This window comes from Zhongshania sp. (assembly GCF_047636175.1).
Taxonomy (GTDB): domain Bacteria; phylum Pseudomonadota; class Gammaproteobacteria; order Pseudomonadales; family Spongiibacteraceae; genus Spongiibacter.
The window spans coordinates 41,110-47,421 of sequence record NZ_JBLIKC010000028.1 but is presented as its reverse complement, the minus strand read 5'-3'; the positions used below and the strand labels follow the sequence as shown (position 1 = coordinate 47,421).

The window sequence follows — 6,312 nt, the reverse complement described above, 5'->3', positions numbered from 1 at the left end:
TGGGGTGGCGGTGATGGCTTAACCCCATTATTCACCAGCTACTTCCTCGACGACAACTCTCGCAAGACAGATTTATAAGCGGCGCGAATTACTCTTAAACTGATCCCACGCCGCGTTTTCTTTCGCAAAATAGTGTTGTCGCTATGCGCTGGTCACTAATTGCTTGATGCTCTCAATTTACCGGCAACGGTATCCGCGTCACCGGAGGGAGTTGCCAACTGCCATTCAGAAATTCTGCCCGCGGTGAATACAGGCGCATAGTTAAAGCAAACTGCTCTGCTGGTGACGGCAGCCAATTGACATTAACCCCGCTTGGCGGCGCTTTTTGAATTAAAATATCGAGGGAGCCATCGGCATTGAAATGCAAATCGTCGCGATCACCTATCGCGTATCGCTGAATCGGGTTATCAACCAAAAACCCGTGTTGGTCATACATTGTCAGTGACCAAAATGCATCCACTGGTGGTGTCTGACCAGGCTCAAAGTGGATTACATAGGAATGCTCTCCACTTAAAGCGCGCTTGCTGCTATCGCTAATGGCATTGGGGTAGCTTGCTTCTTCAGGAGGCAGTGCCCCAAGGCCAACCATCGACACTCCCGCTCGCAGCGGATAATTAGTATGGTAAACCCCAATTCCGTCACGAATCACCGACCACCCATTTTCAATTGCACGATCAGACGCAAGCTCTTCCGCTACTTTTTCCTTGGTCATGGTCACAGCTAGATCAATCAAGCGACGCTGAATAAAATTATACTGGCTGGCGTCAACAGACTGTCCCGGTTTCACACCAATTTTCTCTAGCGAGCGAATCATGTCTGCGTCTGCTGCGGCGGGATACTGCTCTGCCATTAACTCTGCCATCGCAGCCAAGAATGCAATATTAGGCATTTCATTGAGACGCGTGGCGAGATCCTTCTTATTGTGATCAGAGAACGTTGCTAAGGAGTATGGCTGGGGAACACTTGCCATCAAACTGCTTTCAAGAGGTTCTAGCCGAAAACCCTTCTGTAAACCGGCGACGGCGGGTATGTCTTGCTTGCCCTTTGTTTGTATACGGCCAATGATCCACACCATATTGCTTGGCGCTGGTATTAACTCTACATTCTCTGGCACCTCACCCTGCCAGTCTGGCCCTGCAATCAAAAAACGCCCCGCTTGAGTGCCATGCGTTCTCTTGCCGACCATGGCAAAGACATTGGTCCACGCATCCATTAAAGGCATAACGTAATAGCGATCGCCCATATCCGGCACGTTAAGCACAATGGGGCCAGTGCTTAAATCAAGCCAGGCAATACTATATAAAGTATCGACATTGGGGCGCACAACATTGCGAAAGGAATGGTCAGGAAAGTCTTGAATATGATTAAACGTATTAAGCTGCGCACCACCTTCGGCTAGCATTGTCTCCTTGGTGAGCGACATAAGGACCAATGGGTAGCCGTAGAGATAGGCAGCAGAGACCCGTTTCAGATATGAAACCGAATAGAACACAGTGGCCACCAGCAGAACAATAACAAGCGCTAGCTGCCATCGATAGGCGGAGAAGAAATGACGCATACAGTGTGCCTTTTATAATTATTTTATGGAGATCTCAGGCTATATTTTTTCGACGCCGGAGATAAGAGAACGAAACATGGTTTGACCTAGCAACATATTGCACATGATTTTATGCAAACAAAATTAGTGAGCGCCAATAAAAGCCGCAGAATCTTTAAGCGCCCGTTTTGCTTCCGGCAAGAACTTACAAAACACGGGAAAGGCGTGCGGCACGTTCTTCCATTCCCTGTAGGTCACAGTGCCGCCAGCAGTCTCTATACTGTCTCGCAGGCGTCGTGAGTCATCTCTTAAGACCTCAATCCGGCTTGCTATAATAAAACACGGCGGCAAGCCAGCAACACTGCCTTCGAGCGGCGATATTCTGCGGTCTTCTAAAGAGTGATCAGCCGCGTACATCGCCGCTGACTCGCTCAAGATAGTTTGATTCAGGAGCACATCCTTAGCGTTATTTTCAACAAACGCTGGACTGGAATATGTGAAATCTAACCAGGGTGAGAACAGCACGAATGCCTTTGGCATTGCCATCTTGGCATCACGTATCTGCTGCATGCAAACTAAGGCCAAGTTACCACCGGCGCTATCACCAGCCAAAATTAGTTTCTGAGGCGATCGGCCATGTCCTATTAACTCTCTATACACGGCCATTGTGTCATCGACCGCTGCCGGAAACGGGTGCTCTGGCGCCAAACGGTAATCTACCATCAACATCTTTAATTTGGCCTGCTTGCAGAGATAAGCAGCCATATGACGATGGCTATTCATACCACCCATAACAAAAGCACCGCCGTGAAAATATACACAGATGTCAGTACTATCATCGCCTTCAAGGCTTTTGGGATACACCCATTCAACTGGGACCCCGGCAACGATGTCCGGCTTGACTACAACATCTTTCGAGACTGCGCCGGTATCCAGTGCCATAACTTTACGCAGGCGCTTAAAGCGTCGCTCCGAGCTTAGCGCCATATTTTGCTTTTTGTTGTGCCGAATTAACTTATTCAATATAAAGTTCTGCAAACTCATTAATACTATCGCTCAAGGTAGTGAAAGTGGACCCAGCAAAGTCAGTATAAGTAGATTGCTAGGCCTTTTTTATATGGTAGTCAGACAGTCGAAAATCATTCAACTTACGGCGCATTCTAAACGCAGTCCATGGCCAGTTAATACTATTGCGACCATTTTTATCGATAAAATAACTTGAACACCCACTATTCCATACCGTGCCTTGCAATGCATGCTGCATCTTTTTATTGAGCGCCGCACTCGCTGCGGGATTGACCTGAATAGTCACTATTTTTTTCTTACTGGCCTTAGTGATAGCGCTACAAATATACTTAATTTGCGCCTCAATAATGACAAAAGCCGATGTATAGGTATAAAGATTAGGCCCCAGAGTAATAAACAGATTGGGACAATCTTCAGTCATAGTCCCCAAATAAGCTTGCGGTGACCCCGCCCATAAATCCGCCAAGCGACGCCCACTCACACCATAAATAATATTGCCAATGGGCGGGTTAGACACGTCAAAACCAGTGCCAAAAATAATGACATCGACCTCGCAAGTCGAGCCATCACTGGCAGTTAGCTTATTGCCTTCAACTTTAGTGATACCCGGCAGCACATCTACATTGTCTTTGCTCAGCGCCCGATACCAGTCGTTTGAGAGCAGAATACGCTTACAGCCCAGCGCATAATCTGGAAGCAGCTTTTTACGTAACTCCGGGTCTTTCACCCCCCGATTAATATTTTTGATTGCCGCTTTTTCAAGTTTGGTAGAAAAGCTTTTGTATTTGAGGTTGTGATTGAGAAATTCAAATTGCAAATACAGGGCCTTTCTGAACAAACTCAGCACCATGGGAAAACGGCGAAAGCGCGTCTTCCAGCGCGGCGAAATTGTAATATCAGCCTTTGGCAACACCCATGGTGGAGTACGCTGAAATAAGCTCAAGGCTTTCACCTGTGGCTGAATAGCGGGTAAGAATTGAACCGCAGAGCCACCAGAGCCGATAACAGCGACACGCTTACCCGTGAGATCGTAATCATTATCCCAGGTTGCCGAGTGAAATGACTTACCAGTAAAACTCGCCAAGCCGTCAATATTTGGATAAATCGGCTTGTGCATCGGGCCGCAGGCCATAATCACAAAACGAGACGTGAAGGGCCCCGCCGTCGTTTTTAAATGCCACAGATTTTCAGATGTATCCCAGCGGCTCTCAAGTAACTCATGCTGAAAGCGAACATTGGCCATGATGCCAAACTTTTCGGCAGTGTCCTGACAATAGGTTTTAATCTCGCCCTGCTTTGCAAATACCCGCTGCCAGTTTGGATTAGGCGCAAAGGAGAATGAGTATAGGCTTGAGGGGACATCGCAGGCACAATCTGGATAGGTGTTTTCTCGCCACACGCCGCCGACTGCTGTGGCCTTTTCTAGCACGATATAATCTTGCTTTGCTTCCTTCAGCTTAATGGCTGCACAAATACCTGATATGCCTGAGCCAATAATAATCACATCATGATACGTTGCGGTTGTTGCATCGTTTATTTCTGCTGAAAACTGTGTATTCATTATGTATTGCAACCTATGCCGTTAAACGCTCACCGCTACTAGCAACGCTAGTCAAATTAATTCACGCAAGATTTCCAAGCGCAAACGGCTGTTATCGCTTAAGAATTTATGACCGCCTTCACGGTTACGTCACGTTCAACTTTCTTATTTTTGTCAAAGGAGCGATAAAAATAGCGGTACAACACGCTACCCTCTTCCTTCACATTCTTTCGCCAGCCATAGATTTTTGGCCGCTCATAGGTAATTGCCAATTTTTTCCATAATAACCAGTCATAGATCGCCAACATATTTTGCAGATTACAGGCAGAATTTCGGCTGCGGCTGTGGTGCTGATGATGTTGGGTTGGAAACGTCAGTAAATGACATAAACCATACATGGTTTTTGAAATAAGAGGATTCGGGTGATTAAGCAGTTTTAAATCGTAATCTAGATTTGCATGGGTATGAATTCCCCACAAGCTTTTAATCGCGGTACCAATAGCCCAGGTCTCTACCAAACCAAAATACAAGCAAATATAACCGAACCAATAATTAGGCAGCGTAAAGGCCCAACCCCATCCCACCACTATGGTCTGGCTAACACTAAGCTCCCCACGACCATCAGGCCCGCCATGGAGATGATGAGTGCGATGGGTGACTTTATACCAGCGCTGAAGTTTTGCGAGCAAAGGATTAGCGGGTGTGCGTGCATGAGCAAAGTTATGCACCCAACCGTGCAATAACTCATCAATCAAAATAAAAACAACAACACTCAACAACAAATAGTCTGCTTCAATCCATTCAAGCGTGCCCCAGGCATCGGCAAAAAAGGCAGTAAACAGAAAATAGCTGCAAAGTATTAGCAAGGGGCGCTCTACTATCGTGATCCACGACACCGCTATACCCAACATTTGCCAGTCTTTAGGGGTTTGTTTGCCATTGCTATGGGCACCTTTAAGCCACTCATACAGCAAAAACAGCCCAATCACCGCTAAAGAGATCTTGGTATAACCGTCATCAACATGTTCCATAAAGTCTCTCAACGCCCATCTAACGATGGCGCTAATGTAACCCTCAGGGTATTATTAGTAAAATTCAATAATCATATACAGTACATGCATGAAACTTAATTTACGCTCTATCGACCTCAACCTACTAACTATCTTTGACGCCATCATGAGCTGCGGCCAGATGTCTAAGGCGGCGTCACAACTGCATATGACCCAACCGGCCGCTAGCCACGCCTTAAAACGGCTTAGACAGACATTCAATGACGAGCTCTTCATTCGCACTCGTCAAGGCATGAAACCCACTGCTAGAGCGACTGAAATAGCTCCAGCGATCCGTGAGGTTCTGGCAAAAATTATCGACACCCTAGATGCGGGAAATATCTTTGAGCCTAAGGAGTCAGACCGAATATTCAAAATAGCTTTTGGTCGCTATGGCGAGCTCAATCTGTTGCCGCAGTTACTGAATAAAGTGCAGGAATTTGATACCAATATCCGCATTCACTCCCATGCCGACGATCAACAGACCGGCATCGATTTAGTCCGCGAAGGCATCATCGACTTTTGCTATGACTTCATTCCGCCTGAGGACAAGCGGCTGGATTTCTGCCCATTTAGAAACGAAGAAATAGTCGTCATTGCCAGAAAAAATCATCCCCGAATCAAAACGGAAATCGGCCTCAGCCAGTTTTTTTCTGAAAAGCATATTGTCATGACCTTCGGCAACGACCGGCGCGAACTGCTGGAAAAGTTCATGGCTGAGCAAGGCGGAAAACGCCAGATCTTAACCGAGGTAAACCAGTATCTTGCGGTTCCTACGGTGGTCATGCAGACCGATGGTATCGCTCTAGTGCCGAGGGGCATGGCAGAATTTAAACTCTATAAAGACGAACTCACCATCTTACCCATGCCCTTGGCCCTGCCATCTCTACCCACCTACCTTATTTGGCACGGTGCCAATAATCAGGACAAGGGCCACCATTGGTTGAAACAACTTATTTTGGAATGCAGTTAACGCCAAATGAGATTTCATGACTAACCTTTAAACGCATAGATTGCGCTACCGTAGTGTGACCGGACACCTGTTTGTATGGATGAACAACATATCCATCATCCTAAACCGGTAAAACGACAAAGCGATAAAGCGATAAAGCGATAAAGCGATAAAGGTGACGATATTGCTTTTATGAATTATTGGACGT

Annotated in this window: 5 protein-coding genes; 1 reads left to right on the top strand and 4 read right to left on the bottom strand. The window is 46.6% G+C overall.

Going from position 1 to position 6,312, the window contains the following annotated elements; all coding sequences use genetic code 11:
- Positions 1 to 172: 172 nt before the first annotated feature.
- The 4 genes from ACI955_RS15015 to ACI955_RS15000 all read right to left on the bottom strand — a co-directional run bounded on the left by ACI955_RS15015 (position 173) and on the right by ACI955_RS15000 (position 5,134).
- A complete protein-coding gene (locus ACI955_RS15015) occupies positions 173 to 1,558 on the bottom strand; it encodes a DUF1254 domain-containing protein (protein WP_415244558.1) in 1,386 nt (461 codons plus the stop codon).
- A 123-nt stretch (positions 1,559 to 1,681) separates the two neighbouring features.
- Positions 1,682 to 2,560, bottom strand: a complete 879-nt coding sequence (locus tag ACI955_RS15010; protein WP_415244557.1) for an alpha/beta hydrolase — start codon at positions 2,558 to 2,560, stop codon at positions 1,682 to 1,684.
- A gap of 79 nt (positions 2,561 to 2,639) precedes the next feature.
- Complete coding sequence (locus ACI955_RS15005; RefSeq protein ID WP_415244556.1) at positions 2,640 to 4,124, bottom strand: flavin-containing monooxygenase; 1,485 nt, start codon at positions 4,122 to 4,124, stop codon at positions 2,640 to 2,642.
- 98 nt (positions 4,125 to 4,222) lie between these two features.
- Complete coding sequence (locus ACI955_RS15000) at positions 4,223 to 5,134, bottom strand: sterol desaturase (RefSeq protein WP_415244555.1); 912 nt, start codon at positions 5,132 to 5,134, stop codon at positions 4,223 to 4,225.
- 88 nt (positions 5,135 to 5,222) lie between these two features.
- Here ACI955_RS15000 and ACI955_RS14995 point away from each other — a divergent pair, with 88 nt between their 5' ends.
- Complete coding sequence (locus ACI955_RS14995; protein WP_415244554.1) at positions 5,223 to 6,125, top strand: LysR substrate-binding domain-containing protein; 903 nt, start codon at positions 5,223 to 5,225, stop codon at positions 6,123 to 6,125.
- Positions 6,126 to 6,312 lie beyond the last annotated feature (187 nt).